We start from the raw sequence: 24,210 nt of genomic DNA, 5'->3' as shown, positions 1-24,210 counted from the left end.
GCGCGGATGCTGGGGATGATGCAGGACTGGGAAATGCGCGTCTCTGCGCTGCTGGACTTCGCGGCCAGCGAGCAGCCGGAGCGCGAGATCGTCACCCATTGGGCCGATGGCAGCCTGACGCGGACCAACTGGCGGGGTATCCGCCACGATGCGCTCAGGATGGTGCAGGCGCTGCGGCGGCTGGGCATCTATCCGGAAAGCCGCGTGGCCACGCTGGCGATGAACCATGCGCACCATCTCACGGCATGGTTCGGAGTGACCGGTGCCGGGTGCGTGCTGCACACGATCAATCCGCGGCTGTTCGACGACCAGCTCGATTTCATCGTCAATCATGCCAGGGATCGCGTGCTGCTCTACGATGCGGCGTTCCAGCCCATCGTGGATCGCATGAAATCGCGCTGGCCCACGATCGAGCACTTTATCTGTTTCGATTCCGATGAGCATTGCCCGGCGTTCGAAGACTGGATCGGGGCCGAAGACGGGAAAGCGTTCTGGAGCACGGGAGACGAGCACCAGCCGTGCATGCTGTGCTATACCAGTGGCACTACGGGAAATCCCAAGGGTGTGCTCTATTCAAACCGGTCCAACGTGCTGCACACGCTGACGATGATTGCCCCCGCCTGCCTCGCGATAGAACCACGGTCCTGCGTGCTGCCGGTCGTGCCGATGTTTCATGCCAACAACTGGGGGCTGCCGTGGGCCTGCGCCGCTACAGGCGCGAAAATGGTCTATAGTCAGGTGAACGATCCGGACGTGCTGTGCCGCTTGATGCGCGAGGAACAGGTCAGCCATGTCGGCGGCGTCCCGACGGTGTGGTTTTCGCTGTTCCAGCATCTCGACGAGACTGGCGTCGAGCTGCCGCCGATCAGAGTGGCGCTGTCGGGAGGATCGGCGGTGCCTGCCAGTGTGGTCGAACGGCTGATGCGCGGCGGTGTGCGGGTGATGCAGGCCTGGGGCATGACCGAGACATCCCCGATCGCCACGGTGACCTGGGAACCGCCCGAGTGGGACACGATGACGTTCGAGGAACAGGTTGCCTACAAGAGTTCGCAGGGCCGCCAGGTCTGCGGCAGCCAGGTTCGTATCGTGTCGCTGGACGACAGCGGCGTGGAGATGCCGCATGACGGAACTTCGGCGGGCGCCTTGCAGGTGCGCGGGCCGTGGACGATCCGGCGCTATTTCGGCGAGAAGGACGATGCGACGGGCAGCGGCCAGTGGTTCGATACCGGAGACGTCGCCACGATCTCGCCTGCCGGCGTGCTGCGGCTCACCGACCGGACCAAGGACGTGATCAAGTCGGGCGGGGAATGGATCAGCTCGGTGGAGCTTGAGAACGCGGCGGTCAGTCACCCGGATGTGCTGGAAGCGGCCGCTATCGGCGTGCCGCACCCGCGCTGGACCGAAAGACCGGTCCTCGTCGTGGTCCGCCGCCCCGGGTCGGCGCTTTCGCCTGAGGAACTGCTCGGGTTCCTGTCCGGGCGGGTGGCGAGATGGTGGCTGCCCGATGCGGTCGAATTCGTCCGCTCCATTCCCCACACCGGCACCGGCAAGATCAGCAAGAAGGATCTGCGCGAGATATTCTGCGACTACCGGTTGCCGGCCTGAGCGACAGCCCGCATGGTTGCTGCTTACGGGCGGGTTCGGAAATCAGTTTGGCTTGACGTTGCGGGCCGCGTCTTCCGCGGCGTTGCCAACCTTGGTGGCCGCATTGCCGACATCGCTGGCGGCTTCGGCGATGGCGTTGTTCTTGGCATTCTCGTTCGAGGAATTCATGCCGAACAGGTACATCGCCCCGATCACCGCGACGAGCAGGATGAGCGCCATGAGGATGCCCATGGTGCCGCCTTGCCTCTCGCGGATCACGGTGGTGTGCACGGCCGGGGCGGGCGCAGCCGGGCTGTCAGTGGTAACGGTTTGCTCAGCCATGTTCGGCTCCTGTCTTTATTGCGGATGTGGCGATGCAAACGCGCAGTGAGCGCGGTGGTTGCCACGATTGCTCCCGAGAGGCGCGTCCGGGGCTGTACCGCTTAGGGCCTGCCGTCAACGGTCGTGGTATTCTGGCGGGCGTTTTTCGCGGAACGCGGCGACGCCTTCGGCAAAATCCTCGCTCATCAGCATCATCACCTGCTGGCGGTCTTCCACCGCCATGGCGTCCGACAGCGAGCGGGCATCGAGATTGCGGTTGAGCGCTTCCTTGGTGAGCCGCAGGCCCATCGGGGCATTGGCGGCCATCTCTCCGGCCAGTTCCAGCCCTTTGGCGAGCAGGTCCGGCTCGGGCACCACTTCGCTGAGCAGGCCGCAGGCGAGGGCCTTGTCCGCCTTCATGAACCGGCCGGTGAGGATATATTCGGAGGCGATCGAGGCACCCACGAGGCGCGGGAGGAAATAGCTGCAGCCAAGGTCGCAGCCGCCCAGGCCAACCTTGATGTAGGCGGCGTTCATCCTGAGGTCCGGTGCGCCGTAGCGCACGTCGCTGGCGAGCAGCATCGAGAAGCCCGCACCGCAGGCGGCGCCGTGCCCGAGACCGATGATGGGCTGGGGGCAGGCGCGCATCAGTTCCAGCAGCCCGGCGATGGATCGCTGCAACCGCCAGTAATGCTGCAGTAGCCCGCGCGAACCATCGTTTTCCCATCCGGCCAGGTCGAGCCCGGCGCAGAACGCGCGCCCCTGCGCGCGCAGGATCACCGCGCGCACGTCCAGCCTTTCGGCCAGCCCGGCGAAATATTCACGCAGGGCGAATGTCATCGGTTCGTCGAAGGTGTTGAGCGCCTGCGGGCGGTTGAGTGTGAGGATTTCGACCGGGCCCTGCCGTTCAATCTGAATGGGACTGTCCGCCACCGCTCGCTCCTTCATAATGCCTGTTTCGTGGCCTCCATACAGGCCCCGCAGCAAGCCGGCCAATCACCGCGCGGCAATTGCGTTTGACGCTGGTGCCGCGCGGGATGCGCGCGGGCGGGGTGCAAGACTGCAACCGTTCGCCGCACGCTGCCCTCGAACCGCCTGCACAATGACGGATATCCGCTGGTGCATTCATGTGGCAGACACATTAACCTTAACACGGCGGGAACTCAGGCGCCCGAACGGAGTTTTTGCCGCGCATCCTGTGAAAATGGATGATGCTGTGGTCTTACGGCCGGATACCTTGATGCGCTGCGGCGCCTGATGAAAATGCGCGATAACGCAAGGCCGGCTGATGTGGTTTTAAGGAGTAAAGGAATGAGTGCGATTTCAAAAAGGCCGCAGGCTCTTGCCCTGCTGGCGATGCTCACCGTGCCGGTATCGGGGCTGGCCGCGCAGGACCAGAACGGTCTTGAGACGACCGTCAGTGACACCAGCCCGCCCCAGTCGGCCGAGATGATCGAAGGGCCTGACGTGGACGGTATCATCTCCGCGCGCAGCGGCGACAAGATGAAGGTCACGGCTGCCGATGGCACCAGCACGATCATCGCCATCAACGACAACACCATGATCAAGGGGCGCGGTGGTTTCCTGGGCCTTGCCAGCAAGTCGCAGGCCGCGTCTTCGTTGCTCAACGGCCTGCCGGTTTCCGTGAAGACAGCACGGTGGGGCAATGGCCTCGTGGCGCGGCAGATCACGTTCAAGAACAACGATTTCAAGACCGCGGCGATGATCCACAACGGCACTGACCAGCGCTTTGCCGAGCAGACTGCCGCGACCGATGCGCTTCGCAGCCGCATGGGCGATATCGACAAGTACAACATCAAGAGCACGACGAACGTGAACTTCGACACCGGCAAAGCCCTGCTGTCCGAAGAGGCCAAGGGTGATCTGTGCCAGGCGGCGACGCAAGCCGAAGGGATGGACAATGCCCTCCTGCTGGTCGTGGGCTACACCGATTCGACCGGCAGCTACGAATTCAACCAGCAGCTGAGCGAAAAGCGGGCCAGCCGCGTCGTCAACTATCTGCAGCAGGCCTGCCACTGGAAGCCCTATCGCATGCTGACGCCCACCGGGATGGCCGAGGCCGACCCGCTGGCGAGCAATGACACGGTCGAAGGCAAGGCCCAGAACCGCCGCGTCGCGGTGAATATTCTGGTCAGCAAGGCCGTCGACGGTTTTTGATATGAGCGGGGCGGGCATTGCCCGCCCCGTCTGCCTGTCCGCTCGACGGGGGCTGTTCGGCTAGAGTAGCGACAGTTGCCCGTCGAGCGAGGGCTTGCGGAACTGCGTGCAGTCGAGCGCGGCGTCCGGCGCGCCCATGCCGAGGCGCCGGGTCGCGACGCGGAAACGGCGGCGGATCAGATCTGCCCAGACGCCATCCGGCTTCATCCGGGTGAAGAATTGCGGGTCATTGTCCCGCCCGCCGCGGATCGACTGGATCGTGGCCATGACTTTGCCCGCACGGTCCGGGAAGTGGGTTTCCAGCCACTCGCGGAACAGCGGCGCAACTTCGTGCGGCAGGCGGATCATGATCCAGGTGGCGCCGCGCACGCCTTTTCTGGCCGCCTCGGCAAGAATGCCTTCGAGGAAACTGTCGGTGATCGCCGGAATGATGGGCGCGACCGAGACATGCGCGGGCACCCCGGCCTGCACCAGTCGGCCTAGCGCCGCGATCCGCTTGGCAGGGGCCGCCGCGCGCGGTTCCAGCAGGCGCGAGAGATGCGCGTCGAGACTCGTCACTGAAATGTCCACGCACACAAGATTGTACCGTGCAAGTTCCGCCAGCAGCCCGATATCGCGCAGCACGCGGTCGGACTTCGTGGTGATCGTCACCGGATGGCGCGTTTCGAGGCACAGTTCGAGCACTTGCCGGGTGATCCGGTAGCGTCCCTCGATCGGCTGATAAGGATCGGTGTTCGTGCCCATCGCGATCGGGGCAGGGCGGTAGGCAGGCTTGCCCAGAGTCTGCCGCAGGATTTTTGCAGCCCCGGGTTTGGCAAAAAGCTTTGTCTCGAAATCCAGCCCCGGAGAGAGATCGTGCCATGCATGGCTGGGCCGCGCATAGCAGTAGATGCAGCCGTGCTCGCAGCCGCGATAGGCATTGACCGAACGGTCGAAGGGGATGTCCGGCGAGGCGTTGAACGAGAGGATCGAGCGCGGATGCTCCTCTGTGACGGTGGTCGCCGGATGCCTGACAGGTCCGTCGATCGCTTCGGCACTGTCCAGCCAGTCGCCATCCTCCTCGCGCGCGGGCAGGTTGAAGCGGGTGCTGGCGTTGCCGCTGATCGCTCCTCTGCCCTTGATCGCCGTCATGGAAAAGATAGAACATAATAAGAACATATTGTCAATGTCGGTACGCTCTGGCCATGAACAAGACGGCGCCGGCCATGTGCTTATGCCTGCCTGAGCTGTTTGCTCAGGTTGATCTTCGCGGACCCCGTCCCTACTCCTGAGACGGAAGGGGACAATAATGGCAAGTGCACCGCGCCGGGTAGGAGCCGAGACTTCCGCGACCCGGGCTCTCATCGTCGAAGCGGCCAAGCAGCTTATCCGGGAAGAAGGTTACGGCGCCACCAGCACGCGGCGCGTGGCGGCGCGTGCCGGTCTCAAGCCATCGCTGGTGCATTACTATTTCCCGACAACCGACGACCTGCTGGTCGAAGTCTCGCGGCAGGGGGCGGAGGAAAGCGACCGCATGATCGAGGAGGCGCTGGCCTCCGATGATCCGTTGCGCGCGCTGTGGCAGTTCTTCGCCGATACCAGCCGCACCGCGATGGCGCTGGAGTTCATGGCGATGGCCAACCATCGCGAGGCGGTGCGCAAGCACATGGCCGAACATAGCGAGGCCATGCGCGCGCGGCAGGCCGAGATCCTCGGGCATATTCTGGGGGACCGGATCAGCAAGCTGGAAGGCTTCGATCCGGCCGGTCTCAGTCTGGTTCTGGCCGGCATTGGGCGCGCGATCGTGATGGAAGAGGCGCTGGGGGTGAAGACCGGCCATGCCGAGGCGGTGAAAATCGTCGAGACCTGGCTGGAGAAACTTGCGCCAGATCAAAGCTAACACCCGGCCACAGAAGGCATGGCTCGACCGACGGAGCTGAACAGGTGTTCAGCATATAGTCCCGGAGGCCGTTTGGGAGTCCATGCCATGACTGAAGTCATTGAAAAAACAGCCCTCAAGTTCGAGCGTATCAAGCCGAAAGTGGGCGCCCGCATTCTCAATTCCAAGGAAGAGCTGCTCTCCGGCGAGCTTTCGCAAGCCATTCGCGAACTGCTGGAGGATGCCGGTGTGCTCGTGTTCCCGGCGATCAATTTCACCGATGAGGAGCAGATCGCCTTCACCAATTCGGTGGGCGGCAATGCCACGGAGCTGCGCGGCGAGCAGGTGTTCAAGATCTCGCTCGACAAGGACGTGAACCAGGAGGCGGTCGAATACCTCAAGGGATCGCTGTTCTGGCATGTCGACGGCACCATGAACCCGATGCCGATCCGCGGTTCGGTGCTGTCCAGCAAGGTCCTGCCGACCTGGGGCGGCAACACCGAATTCGCGAACTGCTATACCGCCTATGATGACCTGCCGCAGGAAACCAAGGACAGGATCGAAAACATGCGCGTGATCCACTCGCTGTGGAACTCGCAGCTCTACCATTGCCCCGAACCGACCCTGGCCCAGCTGGAGGACTGGATGGGCAAGGGCGAGGACGGCACCGGCGAGCGCGAACTGCCGCTGGTCTACAAGCATCCCTCGGGCAGGAAGTCGCTGATCCTCGGTAATACCGCCGAGCGTGTCGTCGGCCTTTCCAGCCGGGAAAGCGCCAAGCTGCTGCACGGGCTGCGCGAGCACGCCATCAGTGAGCCCTATCACTATGTGCACGAATGGACGCTGGGCGATGCGGTGATGTGGGACAACACCGGCTCGCTTCACCGCGCCATGCCCTACGATCCGGACTGCGGACGTATGCTCCACCGCACCATCATCAAGGGCGAGAGCTGGGGCTGACGCTGGCGTAACCCCCTGCCAGCCCGGGCCGGGAACCCCCGGGCGGAATCGTATGGCCGCCGCAGCGATGAGTTGCGGCGGCCATACTTATTTTCGTTCATTGTTCGTATATAGGCACGATTCGTTCATTCGTACCCCCTGTATTTCCGGAGTCACCGCCATGCCGGCTGTAACCGAGACCAAGCTTCGCACCGAAGACATCAAGCCGAAGATCGGCAGCCGCGTCCTCAACTCCAAGGAAGAGCTGCTGTCCGGCGAGCTTGCCGCGCAGCTGCGCGACCTGATCGAGCAGCGCGGCGTGTTGGTGTTCCCGAAGATCGATTTCACCGAGGACGAGCAGATCGCCTTCACCAAGACGCTGGGCAACTACGCGCCGGAAAACCCGGATGGTTCGGTCAGCAAGATCACGCTCGACGTGAAGGAAAACCCCTCGGCGGCCGAATACCTCAAGGGCTCGCTCTACTGGCACATCGACGGCACCCGCAACGACGTGCCCATCTTCGCCTCGCTGCTGACCTGCAAGGTGCTGAGCCCCAGGGGCACGGGGAACACCGGCTTCTCTAACACTTATGCCGCCTATGACAGCCTGAGCGATGAGCAGAAGGCCGAATACGAGACCCTCAAGGTTGTGCACGCGCCCTGGGCTTCGCTGTTCTATTATGAGCCGGAGCCGCCGCTGGCCAAGGTGAAGGGAATGCAGGCGATCGGCGAAAAGGTGCTGCCGCTGGTGTGGGAACACAAGTCGGGCCGCAAGTCGCTGGTGCTCGGCTGCACCTCGCTCAACGTCGAGGGTGTCTCGCTGGCGAAAAGCGCCGAGATCATCCACGGCCTGCGCGAATGGGCAACCGGGCCGGAATTCACCTACAGCCACGAATGGGAAGCGGGCGACCTCGTGATGTGGGACAACACCGGCACCATGCACCGCGCCGAGTGGTACGATCCCGAATGCGGCCGCATGATGCTGCGCACCAAGCTGGAAGGCGAGGAGCCCTGGGCGGAATAATCAGCTCCGGCGCCTGCTGAAACCGAAAGGCCCGCCCTCCGGTCAGGAGCGGCGGGTTTTCGATTCTCAGGCGGTGTCGAGGATGTAGCCGCAGGCGCGGACCGTGCGGGGGACATAGGGGACCTCGTGGTGGCGCAAGGTCGCGCGCAGCCGGCTCATCCACACATCTACGGTCCGCTCGTCGTTCACGTCCTTGCTCTTGCCGAGCACGCCGATCAGGTTGCCGCGCGTATAGACCTTGTCCGGATGGCGCACGAAATGCGCCAGCAGGCGGAACTCGTTGACCTTGAGCGGCAGTGGCTTGCCCCGGAATCGCACGAGGTAGGCATTGGTATCGACGGTCATTTCGCCAAGCGTCATCACCGGATCGTCGGGCGGGGTGAGCGCCACGCGGTAGGCCTTCATGCGGTCGATCAACTGGTCCGGATTGAGCGGCCCGATGATGTAGTCGTCCGCCCCGGCGGCCAGCGCGCGCATTTGCATCTCCTGATCCTGGTCCGGAAGCACCATCGATATGCGCACCTTTTCGCCCAGCCCCGAGGCGCGCAGCAGCCGCACCAGCTGGATCCCGGCCATCGCGGGCAGCAGCCAGTCGATGAAGATCCATGTGCTGTCGTCGAAGGCCTGGCTCAACAGGCTATCCGGGTCCACGATCTGCACCTGGATGCTGTAGAACAGGTCGGAAATCGAATTGATCAGGTCCAGCCCACCCGAGGTGAGCAGAAGTCGGTTCAGTTTGAGCATGCGGTGATCCGGGAACCCGTACAGGAGTCGCTTGGCTGTATAGCCACCTGACCAAGACGCCGTGCCCGAAAAAATCCGCAGCCCGGTGGCGTAAGAAAACCGCAACATATCCAGAAAATTTCGGCCGCAATTCGTACATTTGGCAGGAATAGAGGCCCCCTGACCGCAGGGGGCGCAACACGCGTTGTCACGAAAGCTCCCGCGGCGATTGCCATCAGGGAGCACCAACGTGCGTATCAAAGCTGTTTCACTCTGTCTTTCCACCTGCATTCTCGCGCTGGCCGCTGCGGCGCCCGCGTTCGCGGACGATGAATCCGGCGCCTCTTCCGCCGCCGTCGCCGATGATGCCGCAGCCGGTGAGGGGCTGAACCAGATCGTCGTCACTGCCACCAAGCGCGAGACCAACCTGCAGAAAACTCCGATCGCCATTGCGGTGGTCGATCCCACGATGCTCAAGGACCGCCACATCCAGAGCCTGATCGATCTGGCCGACGGTTCGGTGCCAACCCTGCGCGTCGCCACGTTCGAGGCGCGCCAGTCCGCGCTCACTGTCGGCATCCGCGGCATCGTGCCCTTCGACCAGAACCAGACCGCGCGCGATACCGGCGTGGGCGTCTACATCGACGGCGTCTATCTCGGCCGCTCGCAGGGCCTCAACGCGGCGCTGTTCGACGTGAGCCAGATCGAGGTTCTGGAAGGACCGCAGGGCACGCTGTTCGGCCGCAACACCGAAGGCGGCGCGGTCAGCATCGTCACCAAGCAGCCGACCGGCGAATTCGGCGGCCGCATGAGCGCGGGCGTGGGCAACTACGGCAGCTACACCGGCCAGCTCCATATGAACCTGCCGGAAGTCCACGACGTTTCGGTCAAGGTCGACGGCCTGATCCAGCATCAGGACGCTACCGTGAAGGATCCGCTCGCGGGCCAGACCGGCTGGAACTACCACAACGACGTGGGCGGCCGCATCACCGCCAAGTGGGAACCGATCAAGGGCTTCAGCGCGACCTTCGCTTATGACAAGGCCAGGGACGAGAATACGCCGAACTTCAGCCAGCTGATCAGCTATAACCCGCTGAACGAGAATGTCGGCTCCTATGTCGGCGGCATCCTCACCTACAACGGCACTGCCTGCAACAAGACCACCAACGTCTGCATCGCACCGCTGGCGCCGATCATCACGCCTACTGGCGGCAAGCGCCTGAAGAGCGCGCAGGTCGGCGTGCCGCAGCAGCCCAGCGTCGATGCAACCAGCGGCTTTTCGGCCAACCTCAAGTGGGAAGTCGCCCCGTCGATCGAACTGCGCTCGATCACCGCATGGCGCGGCGTCACCACCGACCAGTGGGACAACTCGGGCGGTCCGGCGCGCACGATCTACGCGCCCAACACGCCGTTCAGCCGTTACAGCCTCTCGCACCTGTCGCAGCACCAGTTCAGCCAGGAATTCCAGATTGTCGGCAGCCTGCCGCACCTCGATTACGTGGCCGGCCTCTACTACTTCACCGAATACGCGCATGAACTGGCGGCCACGCCCGCCTCGAACACCTGGAACGCGGACGGCACCGCCTACACGATCAACAGCGCGATCGTGAACGGCACCATCACCGGCAGCAACAACGGCTGGGACCGCGATTCCTGGTTCGTCCAGCGTGACAGCAACGCCACCGCGCACAGCTACGCCGCTTTCGCGCAGGCCACCTGGTCGCCGGTCGACGTGGTCCACCTGACCGTGGGCGGCCGCTACACCAAGGACAAGCGCCACGGTGCGCTGACCATGGTCTCGGGTGTCGATACCCCGTGGACCTTCACGTATGACAAGGGCCGCTTCGACCCGATGGTGACGCTGGCCTGGGATGCCACGCAGGACGTGAACCTCTACGCCAAGTACGCGACCGGTTACCGCGCCGGCGGTGCCAACGACCGTTCGGCGACCTTCCTCGCCTTCGGCCCGGAAAAGGTGAAGTCGTATGAAGTCGGCGCCAAGATGGACTTCCTCGACCATCACGTCCGCCTGAACCTTGCCGGTTACATCATGGACCGCACCGGCACGCAGACCGACTTCGACAACGTCGATACCAACCCCTACCTGCCCGACGGGGTGACGCCGAACCCGACCTTCAACCTGCACACCGAAAACACGGCCAATGCGCCGGGCACCTCGAAGATCCGGGGCGTCGAGGCGCAGCTGACGGTCCGTCCGGTCGACAACCTGACGCTGGGCGCGTCCTATGCCTATACCCACATCACGGTGCCGCCGACGCCGAACCCCAACCTGGGCGGGGCGCTCTATCAGGTCTACACCGTGTACACGCCGGAAAACGCGGCTTCGGGCTACATCGACTTCGACGTGCCGGTCTCGGGCAACGGCATGAGCCTGCGCATGCACATCGACGGCAACTACTCCGATCCGGTGTACAGCTTCCAGAACGAGCCGACGCGCACCGACAAGAGCTTCGTGGTCAACGGCAGCATTGCGCTGGCGGACATCCCGATGGGTGATGGCGGCCAGAAGCTGACCGTCTCGGCCTGGTCGCGCAACCTGTTCAACACCACCTACATCTATCGCCGCTCTGCCGCGAACGACAAGGTGCTGGGCGACTACGGCAACTTCAACCCGCCGCGGACTTTCGGTCTGGAAGCGCAAGTCGCTTTCTGATCGCCGCATAACCAGCCCCCCGTGGCGCCGCTTGTGACGACGGCGCCAAAAGAAAAGCCCGCCCTTCCTTGGAAGCGGCGGGCTTTTTTGTATGCTGAAGCCATGCCGGAGCCGCCATGCGCTGCCGTGAAGCCAGATTGCCGGGAGAATGAACCCTGTTGAAGCTGCTGAAATTGCTCGCTGTTGTTGTTTCTCTTGTTCTTGCAGCTCTGTCGATGGTCATGCCGCCGCGCGCGGTGGCGGCCGAAGCGGTCCCGGCCAAAATGCACATCGCCACGCGCGAGGCGCCGCCGTTCGCGATGAAAGGCGCGGACGGACAGTGGCACGGCCTCGCGATCGATCTGTGGCGCAGCATCGCCGCCGAGCAGGGCTATGACTACCGCTTCGTGGAAACCGGGCTCGACGACATGGTCGATGGCGTCGCCGATGGCCGCTATGCCGCCAGCGTCGGCGCGCTCACGATAACGGCGGATCGTGAGGAGAAGGTGGATTTCACCCAGCCGTTCACCACCACCGGTTTCGGCATAGCCGTGCGCAAGTCGCCCACCGCGTGGCTGGCGCTGATGCAGAATTTCTTCACCTGGGGTTTCTTCAAGGCGGTGCTGGCGCTTTCGGCGCTGCTGCTGCTGGTGGGGTTCCTGTTCTGGCTGGCCGAGCGCAAGCGTAACCCGGAGGAATTCGCAGACAACGCCAGCGGCATCGGTTCCGGCTTCTGGTTTTCCGCCGTTACGATGACCACCGTGGGTTATGGCGACAAGGCCCCGCGCACGCCCGCGGGCAAGGCGATTGCGCTGGTATGGATGTTCACGGCGATCATCATCATTTCGACGTTCACCGGCATGATAGCCTCGTCGCTGACGGCAGGCCGGCTGACAGGCGCGATCACGAGGCCGGACGATCTGGCGCAAGTGGCCGTGGGTTCGATCAGCGGCACGGCCAGCGATGACTGGCTGCGGCGCGAACGGATTGCTTTTGCCGGCTATCCCAGCGTCGAGGCCGGTCTCGCGGCGCTAAAGGACGGCAAGATCGACGCCTTCGTCTATGACGAACCGCTGCTGCGCTATGTGGTGCGCCAGTCGCACACAAAGGATCTGCAACTGGTGCCGGGCACGTTCGGGCGTCAGGACTATGGCATCGCCTTTCATCAGGGCAGTCCCTTGCGCGAGCCGTTCGATGTCTCTCTCCTGCGCTACATCCGCAGCCACGAATGGCGCGAGGCAGTGGCGCAGACATTGGGGAAACGGGACTAGAGGGCGTGGAGAAGGCCCATCTCCAACCCTTCCCGCAAGCGGTAGGGGGGACTCCGCGCCCCGTAGCAGCGTCACTTGATAACCCGGTTTTGCCCTCCCGCCTGCGGGAGGGCCGCGAGATTTGCTGAGCCGCAGGCGAAGTTAGCCGCAGCGGGGCTATCTGGCAAAGACGGGCACGAATGTCGCCACGCCGCTCAGGTTCGTCGGTGCGGCGGCACGGCCCCGCTATTCCACCGGACGGCGGGGATCGAGCAGGTCCTTGTCCGCTTCCGGCGCCTGCCGGCGTTCCTTCTCGACCATTTCGGCGATCACTTCGTCGGGCGCAACGTGTTCCTGCGTACCTTCGTCCTCCTCCTCTGCCGCAAACGTTGCTTTCGGCTCCGCCAGAGGCGTTTCGCCCGTGACGTTGCGCAGCGGCAGCGGTGCGTTCTGGTCGAAACGCAGGCGGTAGATCGGTTCGGGCAAGGCGAAGCCGGCGGATTCGAGGGCACTTTTCACGGCCGGAATGGCGCGACTGCGAGCCTTGTACCAGTCCGTGTCAGTCTGATCGATCCAGCCAAGGAACTTGATGACGATGTTGGAATCGCCGACCTGTTCGATGCGGGCGGAAGGTGGCGGATCTTTCAGGACGAAGCCCAGCTGTTCCAGCGCGTCGACGCCGAGATGCCGCGCCACGGTCGGATCGGCGTCGGCATTGATGCCGAGTTCGAAATCGAACCGTCGCTGGGGGTTGCGCGTGTAGTTGAGGATCACAGCCTTGAAGACCGTGCTGTTCGGGATGCGCAAGTGGTTGCCGTCCAGCGTCATCAGGATCGTTGCGCGGCTGGTCAGGCGGATCACGCGGCCTTCGTATTGATCGATCACGATCCAGTCGTTGGCGCGGAAGGGCTGGCGCACCGAGAGCATGATGGATGCGACGTAGTTCTCGATCGTGTCGCGCATGGCAAAGCCCAGCGCGATGCCGACGATCCCGGCGCCGCCCAGGACCGCGCCCAGCAGGCCGCCCGCGCCGACCATCTGCAGCGCGATGACAAGGCCGCCCATCACGAAGACGAAACGAATGGCGCTCGCGATCAGTTCGGTGAGGAACGAGTTCGGCGCCAGCCGCCGCCAGAGCCATGTCGATGCGGCGAGGGCGTATCCCACCAGTGCGATCAGCAGGGCCACGGCCAGCGCGGCGCCGATCAGCGGCAGCATCTTCACGAAATTCGCCAGTTTGTCCGAGAAGCCGCCAAGCGACTGGACGCTGTCCTCCACCGAGACCTTGCGCTCGATGCCGTTCTCGACCGTCACCACACCGACAATGCGCGAGGCGATCTGCTCGGCCCGGCCGATATCGTCGGGCGTGGCGACAGTGCCATCCAGCGCGACGACCCCCTGCCGCACCGAGACGGTCACATTGCGCAGCGCGGGCACGGCGGCGAAAATGCCTTCGATGCGCCGGGCTATGCGTTCATCCGAACCCGCTTCGCTGGTGTCGCCGATGGTCTGGCCCGGCGCAGGGCTGGTTTCGGCCTGTGGCTGCGGCGAAACCTCCGGAAGGGCTGCGGTGGCCGCGGGGAGTGCAGGGCTGCAGGCGAGCCATACGAACAGTAGCAGTGCACCGGTGCGGACAATAAGTCCGGCTTGCTTGTCCACTCCCACCAATGCCTCCGGGTCGTTTGTCTGCAGCGTGGAGCATGGTGGCTTGTGGGGTGCGATGTCAAACCGGCATGGTCGCGGCCGCCTGCTTGCGTTGCACCGGAAACATTTTCCTACATGGGCTGTGCCTGCCACACTGCGCGCGGTTTATCGGCCCTCGCTCTTTGAACTGTCGATACGGCTGCCGGATGAGCATCGCCTGCTGCGGCTTGAGCTCTCGGCCTGCCTTGCAAGGTGACACCACGGTGGGTGCAAGGCGACACATTCGCGCCGCAAGGTGACACTTCCGGCGGCCAAGGTGACACATTCGGTCCAAGGTGACAGGTTTTTCCTCTGGACCGTGTCAATCGTGTCAACCTGGCGTGTCACTTTGCAGGGAAGCGCTGGCCGCCCGGCCACGAAAAAGCCCCCTCCCGTTGCCGGAAGGGGGTTTTTCGAAAGCCTTGAGGGCAGGGTGGCTAGATCAGCCCAGACCCAACCTTAGCCGAGACCTTGGGCCTTCATTTCCTTTTCGAGGTTCTCGACGATGGCCTCGAAGAACTGCTCGGTGGTCATCCAGCTCTGGTCCGGGCCGATCAGCAGCGCGAGGTCCTTGGTCATCTTGCCTTCCTCGACGGTCTCGATGCAGACGCGCTCGAGCGTTTCGGCGAAGGCAGTGACCTCTGGGGTGCCGTCGAACTTGCCGCGATAGGCAAGGCCACGGGTCCAGGCGAAGATCGAGGCGATCGGGTTGGTCGAGGTCGACTTGCCCTGCTGGTGCTGGCGGTAGTGGCGGGTGACGGTGCCGTGGGCCGCTTCGGCTTCCACGGTCTTGCCGTCGGGCGCCATCAGGACCGAGGTCATCAGGCCCAGCGAGCCGAAGCCCTGCGCCACGGTGTCCGACTGGACGTCACCGTCGTAGTTCTTGCAGGCCCAGACGAACTTGCCCGACCACTTGAGCGCCGAGGCGACCATGTCGTCGATCAGGCGGTGCTCGTAGGTGATGCCCGCGGCCTTGAACTTCTCGGCGAAGCCTTCGGAGTCGAACACTTCCTGGAACAGGTCCTTGAAGCGGCCGTCGTAGGCCTTCATGATCGTGTTCTTGGTCGACAGATACACCGGCCAGCCGAGGTTGAGGCCGTAGTTGAACGAGGCGCGCGCGAAGTCGCGGATCGACTCGTCGAGGTTGTACATTGCCATGGCGACGCCGGCGCTCGGGAAGTCGAACACGTCGAGGTCGATCTTCTCGCCATTCTCGCCGTCGAATACGAGGCGCAGCTTGCCCGGGCCCGGGATCAGCGTGTCGGTGGCGCGGTACTGGTCACCGAAGGCGTGACGGCCGACGACGATCGGGTCGGTCCAGCCCGGAACCAGGCGGGGAACGTTCGAGATCACGATCGGCTCGCGGAAGACGACGCCGCCGAGGATGTTGCGGATCGTGCCGTTGGGCGACTTCCACATCTTCTTGAGGCTGAATTCCTCGACGCGGGCTTCGTCGGGGGTGATCGTCGCGCACTTCACGGCAACGCCATACTGCTTGGTGGCGTTGGCGGCATCGACGGTGATCTGGTCGTCGGTCTCGTCGCGCTTTTCGACCGAGAGGTCGTAGTACTTGAGGTCGATGTCGAGGTAGGGGAGAATCAGACGTTCACGGATCCACTGCCAGATGATCCGGGTCATTTCGTCGCCGTCCATTTCGACGACAGGGTTTACTACCTTGATCTTTGCCATTCGCGAAAGCTCCCCTGGGGATGAGAATTTGGGCGTCTCTTAGGCACGCTGGTTGCGCTTAGCAAGGCAAGTATCGGCTTTACAGGCGGTGTTTCGGGCGCCAGCCTGACACAAATCGCAGGGAGGAAGCGTTGGATGACGGACGAGGTGCTGGTTGCCGCACGTGGCGGCGTGCTGGAAGTGACCATCAACCGGCCCGAGGCGCGCAACGCCATGACCAAGTCGGCCGCCGAAGCCATAGGCGCGGCGATGGACCGGCTCGATGCGGATGCCGAACTGCGCTGTGCGATCCTGACCGGGGCAGGAGGCATGTTCTGCGCTGGCATGGACCTCAAGGGCTTCCTGCGCGGCGAGTTCCCGGTCGACGAACGCGGCGGATTTGGCGGGATCTGCACCTGGACGCCAAACAAGCCGATCATCGCCGCGGTGGACGGCCACGCGCTGGCAGGTGGCATGGAACTGGCGCTGGCATGTGACCTGATCGTTGCCAATGTGGATGCGAAGTTCGGCATTCCCGAAGTGAAGCGCGGTCTGGTCGCGGCTGGCGGAGGTGCCGTGCAACTGCCGCGGCTGCTGCCCCGCCCGCTCGCGATGGAACTCGCGCTGACGGGGGATGCGATCGGGGCGGTGCGGGCATTCGAACTGGGGCTGGTCAACCGTGTGACCGAAGGCCCGGCCATCGAGGCGGCACGGGAACTGGCCGAAATCATTGCCGCCAATGGTCCGCTGGCCGTCGCCGCGACCAAGGGCATTGTGCGCGATTCGTGGCTCTGGCCGGTCGAGGACATCAATACGCACCAGAATCCCTACATCGCGCACATCTTTACCTCGGAAGACGCCAAGGAGGGCGCGCGGGCTTTCTCCGAGAAGCGCAAGCCGGAATGGAAAGGGTGCTAGAAAGCAGAAAACCCGCCGTTTCCGGCGGGTTTTCAAGGAATGGTGGGCGTAGCAAGGATTGAACTTGCGACCCCTACGATGTCAACATAGTGCTCTACCACTGAGCTATACGCCCATTCCAATCGAGCCTCTGAGTGGGGGTGTCCCGCTCGGAGGACTGGCCCTTTAGCGTCGCCGTTTTGTTGATGCAAGCGCTTTGGGCAGGAAATTTTCCGTCAAAGCTGGGCGTGCGCGCTGAGGCCGAAAACGCGCTGCACTTCCATCACGATGTCGCGCAGGTGGAAGGGCTTGGACAGCACCTTGGCCTGGGGCGCTTCACGGCTGGCGCGCAGTGTAACGGCGGCAAAGCCGGTGATGAACATGACCTTGGTCATCGGTGAGACTTCGGCGCAGCGCTGGGCCAGTTCGATGCCGTCCATCTCCGGCATGACGATGTCCGAGAGCAGCAGGTCGAAAGTCTCGGTTTCGAGATGGGGGACGGCTTCGGAGCCGCGATCAACCGCGACCACATCGTAGCCGGCATTCTCCAGCGCCCGCGCGAGGTAGGTGCGCATGGCTTGGTCGTCTTCGGCAAGGAGGATGCGGATCATGGCCTGAATTCCAGATTGTTCATTGCGACAAGGGCTGTGCTGATGACCGTTCATAGCGCTTTGCCGGTTAACATTCTTGCCCGAATTCGAGACTGACCGGGAACGGGACGCTTTGACTCGGCAAGATGAAAGCGCCAGCGTTTGGCAATGGCAATCAGTCCGGTCGATAACGATTCGCAAGGCGGGCGGGGGTGGATTCCCGGAGCGCCCGGGATTCCTGCCTTTGTTTTGCGCGCGAGCGAACCGTCTGCGATTCCGGTGCTGATTGCCGTGCCGCATGCCGGGCGGGCGTATTCGAGTGCGCTTCTGCGCGACATGCGCCACTCCGAATCGGTCGCGCTGCGTCTTGAGGACCGGTACGTCGACAGACTTGCCCAGGGCATTGCCAAGGAGACCGGTGCCACTCTTCTGATGGCGAACGCCCCGCGTGCGATGATCGATCTCAACCGGGCTCCGGACGATGTTGACTGGGACATGTTCGCTCAGGCCGACCGGCCCAAAGGTGGCACGGCTTCACCGAGCCGCCGTGTGCGCAGTGGTCTTGGCCTTATTCCACGCCGCCTGACCGGAGTGGGGGAGTTGTGGCGTCGCCGGATGGAGGGCGTGGAACTGACCCGCAGGATCGAAGGGATTCATGCGCCGTACCACGCAACACTGGATGGCGCGCTGGCCAATCTGCGCGACAGGTGGGGGGCGGCACTGCTGATTGACCTGCATTCGATGCCGCCGCTTCCGGTGCGGACGGGCATGGCGCCGACCGAAGTGGTGATCGGAGACCGTTTCGGAGCGGCCTGCCATGGCCGGCTGATCGCGGCGGCTTTTTCCCAGATGGCTGCCGTGCGTCGCGAAGCCGCGCACAACCGGCCCTATGCTGGTGGCTATGTACTGGAGCGCCATGCCGATCCGCGTGGTGGCATTCACGCACTTCAGGTCGAGGTCGATCGCAGTTGCTATCTTGATCCGGGGCTTGTTGAACCGGGGCCGGGCATGGCTGCGGTGATCGATGATCTCAGCGCTCTGGTGCGGCGGCTTGCGGACGTAGTGTCTGAGTTGGGGCAGGAGCAGAGCGGAAAAGGCTGGCCACTGGCGGCGGAATAAAACGCTGCGTGGACCGAACGCCTTGCCGCGAGTGCCTCATAAAAAACCACCCCGTGCATCGCACGAGGTGGCCAAGGTTCAGGGAGGAGGTGCACGATGTGCACCAAACCCAACCGGGCCATGAGGGTAGCGCCGATCAGGTGATACCAGCATACGCATACCTGAGGCGACATTCAAGTGATTCGTTGATGCAAAACCGGCTGGTTTTGTCCAGCACTGGTTTACAGTGTTTGTTAGATTGGGCGGAAGTGTGACAAATCTGCAATAACTTCCGCCCAAAATCCTGAAATATTCTTATAAATCAGGTGGTCATGATCGGCTGTGGCATCTTGCCCTGCGCCATCTGGCGGCCGAAAATGTCACGGACCAGCTCAAGCGAGAACAGGTGTGCGTAGATCAGCGGCAGCAGGCCGTTCTGGTTCCACTGGCGCAGCACGTCGCCGCGAACGTCGCGCAGCTTGGTCTCGTCGATCATCTGGAAGCCTCGATAATTGAACGGCTTGCCGTCGCCGGTATCGATGTTGAGCTCACCGTCCATCAGCAGGTCGTGCTTCTTGAGCTCGTTCATGAAATTGCCGGTCTTGGTGCCGGCAATCTCGAAGTTCTCGCAGAACTTGAGCATGTTCTTCGTGGCTTCGGTCGGCTCGGCGCTCTCGAACAGGGGCTGGCCGTCCTCGAACTCGCCGATCAGGTCGCTGGTCGGGTCGACGCAGAGTGAAAGTTCTTCGCTATCGGGGCGCAGCTTGGCAAGCATGTAGGGATAGCGACGGGCGTAAGCGGGAACATAGACAGGGGTGTTCAGCGTGCCGTCCTCGTCGACGAAGACATTGATGCCTTCGTTCATGCCCATCAGTGCCAGCGGAATCGGATTTTCGCCCGAAGTGAAGATAATCGGGAAATTGCGCTGCGCCTGCGGAAACTCTTCGACCGTCAATGGAATCGAGTTCACACCGACAAGCCAGGTGGCTTTGTCTGTACCCCGGGTCTTCCAGTTTGCGTGCTGCTGTGAATTGAGCGGGATGAGGTCCTTGTAGAACAGGGGCAGGGCAGGATTTTGCGGCGCGGTGGCCATCGCGTTATCTCCGGAGGTGATGAGACATATATTATCGTGGCGCCGCTTTAGAGGCTGGGTCTGGCAGGTGCAAGCACAGGTCTGAGCCCGCCGGGGATTGCGGGAGCGAGGGGCGGGGGTGCGCGGTCAGACCAGCTTTCCGGGGTTGAGCAGGCCCTGCGGGTCGAGGGCCTGCTTGACCGCGCGCAGCATCGATAGCGCTACCGGATCGCCAAGCCGGGCAAGCTCGTCACGCTTGAGCTGGCCAATGCCGTGTTCGGCCGAAATCGAGCCGCCCCATTCAGTGACAAGATCGTGCACGTACCGGCTGATGGCTTTGCCTTCACCCTTCTGCCAGACGAGGCCGTCCGTCACAGCAGGCGCGATGACATGGTAGTGCACATTGCCGTCGCCCAGATGGCCGAATGCGACCGCTTCCGTGCCCGGCCATTTTGCCTCGATCATCGGCGCGGTGGTGTCTACGAATTCGGGCATCTTTTCTACGGGGACGGAAATGTCGTGCTGGACGGCGGGGCCGCGCTCGCGCTCCGCAGGGGCCACCGACTCGCGCAGCAGCCAAAAAGCTTCAGCCTGAGCCTCGCTGGCGGACATCGTCGCGTCTTCGAGAAGATCCTTGTCGAACGCCGCTGCCATCATCGTCTCGCAACGCTCGCGCAAGGTGGCTGCCGAAGTGCGGTCCGCTACGACCTCGATCAGGGCGTGCCAGGCATGGCGTCCTTCCAGCGGGGCGCGGGCAGAGGGCAGGTGTTTCAACACTGCATCGAGGCAGGCCTGCGGCATGACTTCGAAGCCTTCTAGGGCGTTGCCCACGCTGTCCTCGCAGTGCAGCAGCAGGGTGCGGGCGGCGCCAAGCGAAGGCAGGCCCGCCCAGATCACCACGCGCTCCGCAACGGCTGGAAGCAACTTGAGCGTGGCTGCGGTGACGATGCCCATCGTACCTTCGGACCCGATCAGCAACTGTTTGAGGTCGAAGCCCCGGTTGTCCTTCTTCAGCGGTGTCAGCATCGAAAGGACCTGACCGTCGGCCAGAACGGCCTCGAGGCCCAGCACGAGCGCGCGCATCGAGCCGTGGCGCAAGACCTGCGATCCGCCGGCGTTGGTCGAGATCAGGCCGCCGACAGTGGCCGAGCCTTTCCCGCCCAGTGTCAGCGGAAAGCGCAGTCCCTTGTCCTCGGTGGCTTCGTGCAAGGTTTGCAGCACCACGCCCGCCTCGCAGGTCACGCGGCGCGCCTCGGTGTCGATCTCGCGGATTGCATTCATCCGCCGCAGGGAGAGCAGCAGGGTATGGCCGGATTCGTCGGGGGTGGCGCCGCCGGACATGCCGCTGTTGCCGCCCTGAGGGACGATCGGCACGTTATGTGCTGCGCACAGCCGGACGATACGCGCAAGTTCCTCGGTACTGGCGGGCGAAGCCAGGCCGCAGGCGCGGCCGGTGAAGCGACCGCGCCAATCGGTAAGCCAGGGCTCGACGAGGTCTGAATCGCGAGTGAAGCCGCGCGGCCCAAGGCTCGTGCTGGCTTCTTCGAGGAAATCTGCAGAGGTGCTCATGCCTCTGCTATGGCACAGACGGGCGTGGATTTCATCTGGCCACAACGCAAATTCGCGTCGAGTTAAGCGGCGGTTCAAGGTCTTGCACTATGGCGGGAGGAACGGCATGGCCGTGTTCCGGGGACCCGCCAACGCATGAATCTCGTTACCGTTCTGCTCTATCCGATTGCCTTGTTGCTTCCGGCAACTGGTGCAGTCGATAGTGGCGTGGACGATGCGGCGCAGCCGGTGCGGCAGACCGAACCGCCTGCACCGGGTTATGTCGCGCCGGGAAGCAGGCAGATCTTCGCCCGGCAAAGGCCCGTTTCGATCCGGATGCTGCAAGACGTGCAGCCGCAGCCTGCGAGGCAGGTGCGCATCGAGCAGCGCATGGAGATCCGCATTACGCCCCGCGCCGCGCCACCGATGCCGCCGGACATGCTGACAGGCATGCCCGACGACGATTTCGATCTCCATTTCAGCGAGCGCAAGATCGGCAAATGCCTTCCAATCAGCGGTATCGCCGGCGTCAAGCCCAACAAGGGAAGCCGGCTGCTGCTTTACATGCGGGACCGTCGGCTGGTCGCGGCTGACCTGGAACGGTCGTGCCGGGCACGGGATTTCTATTCCGGGTTCTATCTCGCACGTACGTCCGACGGGCAGCTCTGCGTGGACCGTGACACGCTGCTTTCGCGCAGTGGCATGAATTGCAAACTGACTCGTATCAGGCAGTTGGTTCCGGACGGGCACTGAGCACGCCGACGCCGTAAATGCGGTGTTCAGGCCGGAAATTCTTGACTTTGACGGCCCTTGGTGCCTAGGGCCCCCGCAGTCGTGCCCGTGGGGTCGCGGACAGGATGTCAATTCCTGTTGCTAACCTGTAAGGTGCGTTCACTCTCGATCTTTCCGGAAAACACACAGCCTATGAGCTTTGCCGATCTCGGCCTGTCTGATGAATTGCTGCAAGCGGTGGAAGCCGCGGGCTACACAGAACCGACTCCAATTCAGGCGCAGGCCATCCCGCCGGTTCTGATGATGAAGGATCTGATCGGCATCGCGCAGACCGGCACAGGCAAGACCGCCAGCTTCGTGCTGCCGATGATCGATATTCTCGCGCATGGCCGCCGCCGCGCGCTGATGCCGCGCTCGCTGATTCTCGAGCCGACGCGCGAACTGGCAGCACAGGTCGCCGAGAATTTCGAGAAGTACGGCAAGAACCATGATCTCAAGATGGCGCTGCTGATCGGCGGCGTGCAGATGGGTGATCAGCTCAAGGCTCTCGCTGGTGGCGTGGACGTGCTGATCGCAACGCCCGGCCGCCTGATGGACCTGTTCGAACGCGGCAAGATCATGTTGACCGGCTGCGAGCTGCTGGTGATCGACGAAGCTGACCGCATGCTCGACATGGGCTTCATCCCCGACATCGAGACGATCTGCTCAAAGCTGCCGGTCAACCGCCAGACGATGCTGTTCTCGGCAACGATGCCGCCGGTGATCAAGAAGCTGGCCGACCGTTTCCTTTCGAATCCGAAGTATATCGAGGTCGCCCGTCCGGCCACGACCAACACCAACATCGCCCAGCACAAGGTCGCGGTGAATGCGCGCAAGAAGCGCGAAGTGCTGCGCCAGCTGCTGCGGACCGATGACGTTTCCACCGCGATCGTCTTTTGCAACCGCAAGACGACCGTGCGCGAACTTGCCACGAGCCTGAAGCGTCACGGTTTCGCTGCCGGTGAAATTCATGGCGACATGGACCAGCCCGCGCGTCTTGCCGAGCTGGAGCGCTTCAAGGCGGGGGATATCAATATCCTGTGTGCTTCCGACGTCGCCGCGCGCGGACTTGACGTCAAGGGCGTAAGCCATGTCTTCAATTTCGATACGCCCTGGCATCCGGACGATTATGTCCATCGCATCGGCCGTACTGGCCGTGGCGGCGCGACAGGGCGGGCTTTCACGTTCGTCGCACCTGAGGATGCGGAGGCGATCGAGAACGTCGAGAAGCTGACCGGCGGCAAGATCCCCGTCTACGAACTTCAGTTCGAGGAAGCCGAGGCCCCGCGCGAGGAAAAGCCCCGGCGTGAACCGCGCGAGAAGACCCGGCGTGAATCAGGCGAGAGGACGCGCGAAGAGCGTGCCCCGCGCCGCGACGCCCGGTCTGAGGAGCCGCGCAAGGAACGCCGCCCGCGCCGTGCGGAGCCAGAGCCCGAGGACGATGGCTGGAACGGTCCGGTTCCGGAATTCCTGAGCGTATCCGCGCTGGCCTGAACGAAACGGGCGACGTGGTCCGGGTCTTTCGTCTAGACTTCGCCCATGTGCACGGCCTTTGTACATCCCCGCGCTTCGGTTAGTCTGGTCTCGGCCATGCGATGGCCGATTGGGCAATCGCTTGAGTTTCTGGCCCGGCTGGGTGTGGGGGCGGTGTCCTTGACCATGGCCAGGCTGGGTGATCCGCCGGATGAGGCGATTGCCCTTGTGCGCGGATCGGGAATGCAGGTGGCCTCGATCGGAACTGGCGGTGCGTGCCTGATCGACGATGCCCAGTCCACTCTGGCGCACCTGCGGCCGTTGATCGATGTCGCTGCGTCGCTGGGCTGCCGCTCTGCATTCAGCGTTTCCGGTCCGGCGCCCGAGCGGATGCCGACCGACGAGGCATTCGATCGTCTCGTCGCGATGCTGGGTCTGGCAAGCAGCTATGCGATCCAGTCGGGGGTGCGTCTGGTGATCGAACACAGTTCGATCACCAATCGCGAATTGGGATTCGTCGGCTCGCTGCATGCCGCCTGCGAACTGGGCAGACGCGCTGATCTTGGCGTGGTCGTGGAATTGCAGAACTGTTGGTACGAACGCGATCTGCCACGCCTGTTTCGCGAAAACCACGATCGTTTCCTGATCGTCAATGTCAGCGATTTTCGGACCGGCGAAGAGCTGAAATTCAATCGCCGGGTGCCGGGCGATGGCTCGATTCCTCTCGAATGGCTGATCGGCGAACTGCTCGATGCCGGCTATACCGGATACTTCGACCTCGAATTTCTTGGCCCGGCAATCGAGGCGGAGGGCTACGAGTCGGCAATTTCACGCGGCGTGGAATGGATTTCGGAGCGGCTCACCCGCTGGGGCGTCTGAC

21 protein-coding genes and 1 tRNA gene are annotated in these 24,210 nt (G+C 63.3%); 12 read left to right on the top strand and 10 right to left on the bottom strand.

All coding sequences use genetic code 11. The annotated features are described in order from the left end of the window. Positions 1-6: 6 nt before the first annotated feature. Positions 7-1,605, top strand: coding sequence for a long-chain fatty acid--CoA ligase (locus tag MTR64_RS00780; RefSeq protein WP_243989811.1), 1,599 nt, complete (start codon positions 7-9; stop codon positions 1,603-1,605). Positions 1,606-1,647: 42 nt separating this feature from the next. Here MTR64_RS00780 and MTR64_RS00775 read toward each other — a convergent pair whose 3' ends face one another. Further along, a complete protein-coding gene (locus MTR64_RS00775) occupies positions 1,648-1,926 on the bottom strand; it encodes a hypothetical protein (RefSeq protein WP_243989810.1) in 279 nt (92 codons plus the stop codon). A 114-nt stretch (positions 1,927-2,040) separates the two neighbouring features. Next, the gene (locus tag MTR64_RS00770) at positions 2,041-2,838 is read right to left on the bottom strand and encodes an enoyl-CoA hydratase/isomerase family protein (protein ID WP_327194231.1); all 798 of its coding nucleotides are present in this window, start codon (positions 2,836-2,838) and stop codon (positions 2,041-2,043) included. 378 nt (positions 2,839-3,216) lie between these two features. Between MTR64_RS00770 and MTR64_RS00765 the strand changes: the two genes are divergently transcribed. Further along, the gene (locus MTR64_RS00765) at positions 3,217-4,083 is read left to right on the top strand and encodes an OmpA family protein (RefSeq protein ID WP_243989807.1); all 867 of its coding nucleotides are present in this window, start codon (positions 3,217-3,219) and stop codon (positions 4,081-4,083) included. 60 nt (positions 4,084-4,143) lie between these two features. Here MTR64_RS00765 and MTR64_RS00760 read toward each other — a convergent pair whose 3' ends face one another. Beyond that, positions 4,144-5,214 (bottom strand): PA0069 family radical SAM protein, encoded by a 1,071-nt coding sequence (locus MTR64_RS00760; protein WP_243989806.1) that lies wholly within the window; start codon positions 5,212-5,214, stop codon positions 4,144-4,146. A gap of 157 nt (positions 5,215-5,371) precedes the next feature. Between MTR64_RS00760 and MTR64_RS00755 the strand changes: the two genes are divergently transcribed. The 3 genes from MTR64_RS00755 (at position 5,372) to MTR64_RS00745 (ending at position 7,904) form a co-directional block, all read left to right on the top strand. Continuing rightward, complete coding sequence (locus MTR64_RS00755) at positions 5,372-5,962, top strand: TetR/AcrR family transcriptional regulator (protein ID WP_243989804.1); 591 nt, start codon at positions 5,372-5,374, stop codon at positions 5,960-5,962. 87 nt (positions 5,963-6,049) lie between these two features. After that, positions 6,050-6,901 carry a TauD/TfdA dioxygenase family protein gene (locus tag MTR64_RS00750; protein WP_243989802.1) on the top strand — a complete coding sequence of 284 codons (852 nt, stop codon included), beginning with the start codon at positions 6,050-6,052 and terminating at the stop codon, positions 6,899-6,901. Between the two features lie 160 nt (positions 6,902-7,061). Then, positions 7,062-7,904 carry a TauD/TfdA dioxygenase family protein gene (locus tag MTR64_RS00745; protein ID WP_243989801.1) on the top strand — a complete coding sequence of 281 codons (843 nt, stop codon included), beginning with the start codon at positions 7,062-7,064 and terminating at the stop codon, positions 7,902-7,904. Positions 7,905-7,970: 66 nt separating this feature from the next. Here MTR64_RS00745 and MTR64_RS00740 read toward each other — a convergent pair whose 3' ends face one another. Further along, the gene (locus MTR64_RS00740) at positions 7,971-8,648 is read right to left on the bottom strand and encodes a response regulator transcription factor (RefSeq protein WP_243989799.1); all 678 of its coding nucleotides are present in this window, start codon (positions 8,646-8,648) and stop codon (positions 7,971-7,973) included. Between the two features lie 229 nt (positions 8,649-8,877). Here MTR64_RS00740 and MTR64_RS00735 point away from each other — a divergent pair, with 229 nt between their 5' ends. Together MTR64_RS00735 and MTR64_RS00730 are read left to right on the top strand one after the other, a co-directional pair. Further along, entirely contained in the window at positions 8,878-11,301 is a 2,424-nt protein-coding gene (locus MTR64_RS00735) for a TonB-dependent receptor (protein ID WP_243989797.1), read from the top strand. 158 nt (positions 11,302-11,459) lie between these two features. Next, the gene (locus MTR64_RS00730; RefSeq protein ID WP_243989795.1) at positions 11,460-12,551 is read left to right on the top strand and encodes a transporter substrate-binding domain-containing protein; all 1,092 of its coding nucleotides are present in this window, start codon (positions 11,460-11,462) and stop codon (positions 12,549-12,551) included. A 225-nt stretch (positions 12,552-12,776) separates the two neighbouring features. Here the strand turns inward: MTR64_RS00730 and MTR64_RS00725 are convergent, their stop codons facing one another. After that, positions 12,777-14,189 carry a mechanosensitive ion channel domain-containing protein gene (locus tag MTR64_RS00725; RefSeq protein ID WP_243989793.1) on the bottom strand — a complete coding sequence of 471 codons (1,413 nt, stop codon included), beginning with the start codon at positions 14,187-14,189 and terminating at the stop codon, positions 12,777-12,779. A 483-nt stretch (positions 14,190-14,672) separates the two neighbouring features. Beyond that, complete coding sequence (locus MTR64_RS00720) at positions 14,673-15,902, bottom strand: NADP-dependent isocitrate dehydrogenase (RefSeq protein ID WP_243989791.1); 1,230 nt, start codon at positions 15,900-15,902, stop codon at positions 14,673-14,675. A gap of 135 nt (positions 15,903-16,037) precedes the next feature. Between MTR64_RS00720 and MTR64_RS00715 the strand changes: the two genes are divergently transcribed. Next, positions 16,038-16,799 (top strand): crotonase/enoyl-CoA hydratase family protein, encoded by a 762-nt coding sequence (locus MTR64_RS00715; RefSeq protein ID WP_243989789.1) that lies wholly within the window; start codon positions 16,038-16,040, stop codon positions 16,797-16,799. A gap of 40 nt (positions 16,800-16,839) precedes the next feature. On the opposite strand, the gene MTR64_RS00710 is transcribed toward MTR64_RS00715, so the two are convergent. Both MTR64_RS00710 and cpdR read right to left on the bottom strand, forming a co-directional pair. Next, a tRNA-Val gene (locus tag MTR64_RS00710) sits at positions 16,840-16,914 on the bottom strand. Between the two features lie 100 nt (positions 16,915-17,014). Further along, on the bottom strand, positions 17,015-17,389 hold the full coding sequence (gene cpdR / locus MTR64_RS00705; protein ID WP_243989787.1) for a cell cycle two-component system response regulator CpdR: 375 nt from the start codon (positions 17,387-17,389) through the stop codon (positions 17,015-17,017). 147 nt (positions 17,390-17,536) lie between these two features. Between cpdR and MTR64_RS00700 the strand changes: the two genes are divergently transcribed. After that, positions 17,537-18,487 (top strand): N-formylglutamate amidohydrolase, encoded by a 951-nt coding sequence (locus MTR64_RS00700; protein ID WP_243989785.1) that lies wholly within the window; start codon positions 17,537-17,539, stop codon positions 18,485-18,487. 301 nt (positions 18,488-18,788) lie between these two features. On the opposite strand, the gene MTR64_RS00695 is transcribed toward MTR64_RS00700, so the two are convergent. Further along, positions 18,789-19,559: a SapC family protein gene (locus MTR64_RS00695; RefSeq protein WP_243989783.1), complete on the bottom strand. Its 771-nt coding sequence runs from the start codon at positions 19,557-19,559 to the stop codon at positions 18,789-18,791. 126 nt (positions 19,560-19,685) lie between these two features. Beyond that, positions 19,686-21,107, bottom strand: a complete 1,422-nt coding sequence (locus MTR64_RS00690; RefSeq protein ID WP_243989781.1) for an FAD-binding oxidoreductase — start codon at positions 21,105-21,107, stop codon at positions 19,686-19,688. Positions 21,108-21,242: 135 nt separating this feature from the next. Here MTR64_RS00690 and MTR64_RS00685 point away from each other — a divergent pair, with 135 nt between their 5' ends. The 3 genes from MTR64_RS00685 to MTR64_RS00675 all read left to right on the top strand — a co-directional run bounded on the left by MTR64_RS00685 (position 21,243) and on the right by MTR64_RS00675 (position 24,209). Further along, the gene (locus tag MTR64_RS00685; RefSeq protein WP_243989780.1) at positions 21,243-21,839 is read left to right on the top strand and encodes a hypothetical protein; all 597 of its coding nucleotides are present in this window, start codon (positions 21,243-21,245) and stop codon (positions 21,837-21,839) included. Between the two features lie 171 nt (positions 21,840-22,010). Then, positions 22,011-23,351, top strand: a complete 1,341-nt coding sequence (locus tag MTR64_RS00680; RefSeq protein ID WP_243989779.1) for a DEAD/DEAH box helicase — start codon at positions 22,011-22,013, stop codon at positions 23,349-23,351. 96 nt (positions 23,352-23,447) lie between these two features. Next, the gene (locus MTR64_RS00675; RefSeq protein WP_243989778.1) at positions 23,448-24,209 is read left to right on the top strand and encodes a sugar phosphate isomerase/epimerase family protein; all 762 of its coding nucleotides are present in this window, start codon (positions 23,448-23,450) and stop codon (positions 24,207-24,209) included. Position 24,210: the final 1 nt, after the last annotated feature.

Origin of the sequence: Novosphingobium album (ex Hu et al. 2023) (assembly GCF_022832385.1) — a bacterium.
In the GTDB taxonomy this organism is placed as follows: domain Bacteria; phylum Pseudomonadota; class Alphaproteobacteria; order Sphingomonadales; family Sphingomonadaceae; genus Novosphingobium; species Novosphingobium album.
This window is presented reverse-complemented; position numbering and strand designations above follow the sequence as displayed.

What these genes read in the sequence shown, in the direction of transcription:
- MTR64_RS00780 (WP_243989811.1), top strand. Translation starts at nt 7, where the DNA reads ATGCTGGGGATGATGCAGGACTGGGAAATGCGCGTCTCTGCGCTGCTG.
- MTR64_RS00775 (WP_243989810.1), bottom strand. Translation starts at nt 1,926, where the DNA reads ATGGCTGAGCAAACCGTTACCACTGACAGCCCGGCTGCGCCCGCCCCG.
- MTR64_RS00765 (WP_243989807.1), top strand. Translation starts at nt 3,217, where the DNA reads ATGAGTGCGATTTCAAAAAGGCCGCAGGCTCTTGCCCTGCTGGCGATG.
- MTR64_RS00760 (WP_243989806.1), bottom strand. Translation starts at nt 5,214, where the DNA reads ATGACGGCGATCAAGGGCAGAGGAGCGATCAGCGGCAACGCCAGCACC.
- MTR64_RS00755 (WP_243989804.1), top strand. Translation starts at nt 5,372, where the DNA reads ATGGCAAGTGCACCGCGCCGGGTAGGAGCCGAGACTTCCGCGACCCGG.
- MTR64_RS00750 (WP_243989802.1), top strand. Translation starts at nt 6,050, where the DNA reads ATGACTGAAGTCATTGAAAAAACAGCCCTCAAGTTCGAGCGTATCAAG.
- MTR64_RS00745 (WP_243989801.1), top strand. Translation starts at nt 7,062, where the DNA reads ATGCCGGCTGTAACCGAGACCAAGCTTCGCACCGAAGACATCAAGCCG.
- MTR64_RS00740 (WP_243989799.1), bottom strand. Translation starts at nt 8,648, where the DNA reads ATGCTCAAACTGAACCGACTTCTGCTCACCTCGGGTGGGCTGGACCTG.
- MTR64_RS00720 (WP_243989791.1), bottom strand. Translation starts at nt 15,902, where the DNA reads ATGGCAAAGATCAAGGTAGTAAACCCTGTCGTCGAAATGGACGGCGAC.
- MTR64_RS00715 (WP_243989789.1), top strand. Translation starts at nt 16,038, where the DNA reads ATGACGGACGAGGTGCTGGTTGCCGCACGTGGCGGCGTGCTGGAAGTG.
- cpdR (WP_243989787.1), bottom strand. Translation starts at nt 17,389, where the DNA reads ATGATCCGCATCCTCCTTGCCGAAGACGACCAAGCCATGCGCACCTAC.
- MTR64_RS00700 (WP_243989785.1), top strand. Translation starts at nt 17,537, where the DNA reads ATGGCAATCAGTCCGGTCGATAACGATTCGCAAGGCGGGCGGGGGTGG.
- MTR64_RS00695 (WP_243989783.1), bottom strand. Translation starts at nt 19,559, where the DNA reads ATGGCCACCGCGCCGCAAAATCCTGCCCTGCCCCTGTTCTACAAGGAC.
- MTR64_RS00690 (WP_243989781.1), bottom strand. Translation starts at nt 21,107, where the DNA reads ATGAGCACCTCTGCAGATTTCCTCGAAGAAGCCAGCACGAGCCTTGGG.
- MTR64_RS00685 (WP_243989780.1), top strand. Translation starts at nt 21,243, where the DNA reads ATGAATCTCGTTACCGTTCTGCTCTATCCGATTGCCTTGTTGCTTCCG.
- MTR64_RS00680 (WP_243989779.1), top strand. Translation starts at nt 22,011, where the DNA reads ATGAGCTTTGCCGATCTCGGCCTGTCTGATGAATTGCTGCAAGCGGTG.
- MTR64_RS00675 (WP_243989778.1), top strand. Translation starts at nt 23,448, where the DNA reads ATGCGATGGCCGATTGGGCAATCGCTTGAGTTTCTGGCCCGGCTGGGT.